The organism is Pseudomonadota bacterium (assembly GCA_026388215.1).
Lineage (GTDB): Bacteria > Desulfobacterota > Syntrophorhabdia > Syntrophorhabdales > Syntrophorhabdaceae > JAPLKF01.
This window is the reverse complement of record JAPLKF010000022.1, coordinates 1-2,655: the sequence shown is the minus strand read 5'-3', so window position 1 is coordinate 2,655 and position 2,655 is coordinate 1. Positions and strand designations below refer to the sequence as shown.

Below are 2,655 nucleotides of genomic sequence, written 5' to 3'. Positions count from 1 at the left end.
GCCGGACATATGAAAGGGTTCCACAAAAGAACCGACAGGAGAGGTGTGTCATGAAAAAGATATGGTTTGCAACCGATTGATATTATGGAGATGATCTTTTATGAAATATTTTCTTGACAGGAGGAATATAGGATGTCCCTCAAGACTTACTCAAGACTTGTTTTTTCTGTTTTTTCATATATCAGGTATCAATCATCTTAAAGTGGAACACGATCAATAATGTATGAGTAAATCATCCTTAAAATGATTTCAACAATATGCATCCGGTTACACTATGTTTCTATTACTGTCATTCTGTTTTATCTCTATAATCATTATTGTTATCACTTTAATCACGTTTCTCATCAAAACTAAAGCCTTTCTCCCTGAACAATTTCCAGCATACCTCTACCACATCCTTATCATATAGTATCCCTTTATTCTGTGAAATTTCTTTAAGGGCTGCATCCAAACCAAGAGTAGGTCTATAAGGTCTATGGGATGCCATAGCTTCTACAACATCAGCCACTGCCAGAATGCGTGCCTCGAGTAGGATGTCCTCTCCTTTTAAACCCCGTGGATAACCTGAACCATTTAGCCTTTCATGATGTTGAAGGATAATGTGAGCAATAGGCCATGGAAATTCAATATCTTTTAATATATTATAGCCAATCTGGGAGTGGGTTTTAATCAGACCGAATTCTATTTCAGAGAGCTTACCTGGCTTGCTTAAAATCTCAGCAGGGATAGATATCTTACCAATATCATGGATTGCTCCAACCATACGGATTCCGTCTATTGTTACGTCTGAAAGATCCATCTCCTTTGCTATGGCACGTGCAAGATTCGATACACGTTTTTGATGACCTGCAGTATAAGGATCTCGTGTTTCAACTGTAGATACTATCGCCTGTATGGTTGCTCCCATGGCTCTATGTAAGTTTTCCATGGTATTTTGTAGTTTTTCTTCTGTCCGCTTGCGCTCTGTAATGTCTATCAAAGAAACCATGATACAGGCTGGCCTGCCATTTTTATCTTTAACTATGGCTATCGAAAGCTGGATATCCAAGGTGGATTCATCTTTTTTCCTGGCAATCAGCTCGCCAGACCATTCCCCCACTTCTTTTACTATTTTCAATATCTGCAGGACCCCTTCTTTATTCGGTGAGAACTCTATAACGCTTTTTCCAAGAACCTCCTTATCATCTTTATACCCCCATAAATTGAGAAAAGAAGAATTCACATATGTAAGATTTCCCTCAAGGTCAGCAAAAAAAATAGGATTGATAGACGACTCTATGGCATAATCCTTAATCAGCAGCTCCTCTACTGCCATTTTCCTTTCAGTAATATCCTCGATTGTGCCTTCATAATAGAGTATATTTCCATTTTTTCCCCTCACAGCACGTGCATTAATTGATACCCAGATTTTTCTGCCATCCTTGCAGTAGAGCTGGGTCTCAAATGCCTGGGCAGTACCATACTCTTCAAGGAGTTTCTTGTACTTTACACGGTCCTGAGGATTCACATAATGCTGTTTTGCAATATCGGTAAAGGTTGCCACCATCTCTTCAGGGGATGAAAAACCCATCATCCTGGCAAGTGCAGGGTTAACACTAAGGAAACGTCCTTCCGGGGTAGTCTGGAAGATGCCTTCTACCGCATTTTCAAAGATATTACGGTATCTTTCTTCGCTCTCCTTAAGTTTTTGCTCTGACTGTCTGCGCTCGGTAATATCATTCAATACAGTAATAGCGCTATCTTTTAAGAAAGTTGTTCTGAATTCTATATCCTTACTCTGTCCATCTTTGCAGGTTACCTTAAATTCTTCATCTACGCTCTTACCTTCTGGTAGTATATTCTTCTTCCATGTCTCTATGACCTTCTTCCTGTATTCTGGATCCGGGTAAGCCTTTTGAAACCAATCTTTTCCTGTGGGAACATCTTCAATAGTATAACCGGTGATATTGGTGAATTGAAGGTTGAGGTATTTATAGACCCCATCCCTACCAATCAAAGCAACACCACTGGGGTCGTTCTCAAGGATCGTAAAAAATGTTTCCCTCTCCTTTTGCATTGACTCCTCTATTTGTTTTCGCTCGGTGATATCCCTTACAATGGCCTGTGTGAATATTTCGTCTCCCACTTCAATGCAATTAAGGCTCACCTCAGTATCAAAAAGGGTTCCGTCATATTTACAGTGTTGCCATTCGAAAAACTGAGGTTTATCAAGAAGGGCATCATTTATCTTTTCAAGGGCTTTCTCTTTTGAATTTCTTCCATCGGGCTGGTATAGGGGTGAAAATCTATAAGGGGTTTGGTTAATGATCTGTTCTTTGGTACATCCGAACATCAACAAGGTCTGGGTATTACAATCGATAAACTTATCATATTTCATGATGAAAATTGCATCATTGGCGCTCTCAAAGAGGGCTCTGTATCTCGCTTCATTCTCACGGAGGGCTTGTTCAGCCTCTTTCTGTTCCGTGATGTCTTCGCAGGCTACAAAATTCTCACCACCCTTCAGCTGTACCGGTACAAAGTTGATTATCTTTTTTGTTCCGTCTTTGCATGTTACTGTATAGGTTCTTGGTCTCTTTTCACCTTTTTTGACATTTTTTAAGTCATCTATCCATGTAGAGATGACCGTGTGTCTATATAAAGCATCAGGGTATG

The 2,655-nt window shown here is 39.8% G+C and carries 1 protein-coding gene; it reads right to left on the bottom strand.

Annotated features, from left to right (window positions below):
• Positions 1–328 precede the first annotated feature (328 nt).
• Positions 329–2,655 (bottom strand): PAS domain S-box protein (locus NTU69_01675; protein MCX5802236.1); only part of this gene is annotated, 2,327 nt, incomplete at its 5' end.